Origin of the sequence: Chitinophaga agrisoli, from assembly GCF_008386695.1 — a bacterium.
Lineage (GTDB): Bacteria > Bacteroidota > Bacteroidia > Chitinophagales > Chitinophagaceae > Chitinophaga > Chitinophaga agrisoli.
Genome location: NZ_VUOC01000026.1, coordinates 1 through 521, shown reverse-complemented (window position 1 = coordinate 521; position 521 = coordinate 1). Strand labels below are relative to the sequence as shown.

General features: G+C 38.8%; 1 protein-coding gene. It reads right to left on the bottom strand.

All coding sequences use genetic code 11. The features are described from left to right. Positions 1–219: 219 nt before the first annotated feature. Positions 220–521: transposase (locus F0L74_RS34510; protein ID WP_188316277.1), on the bottom strand; the 302-nt coding region annotated here is incomplete at its 5' end.

Here is a 521-nt window from a genome sequence, read left to right as displayed (position 1 = left end):
CAAGTCTGCTCTCTCATCACTGACTCACCTGCTCTCAGTCTACCTCACCATTTCTTTAATAAACACCGTTTTGCAATTGGATCTATTCTCCTGTGTTCCTATGAAACGCTACATATACAGTTTAATGTCTCAATGTACTCTGAAATTAAAGCATAGAACAAATAAACAATTGGAGATAAAAAAGATATCATGGAATCGTTTTGTTTAACAAAATTTAATCTAAATTTTTGACTCATAAAAGTAGCCACCTTTTGCAGATATAACAGCCGAACACACTCGTGGCATTCTTTCTACAATGGAAATGAAATATTGTTGGGAAAGTTCTTCCCAACACTGTTGCAGAAGTTCCCACAAATGTGTTGCACTTGTAGGTTGCTTTGCTTTCACCCTTCTGTCCAGTTCATCCCAAACCAGCTCGATGGGGTTTAAGTCTGGACACTGTGCTGGCCATTCCATGATTTGAAGCCTCCCGTCTTGTTCTTTTCTTCTAAGGTAGTTCTGACATAACCTGGAGGTATGTT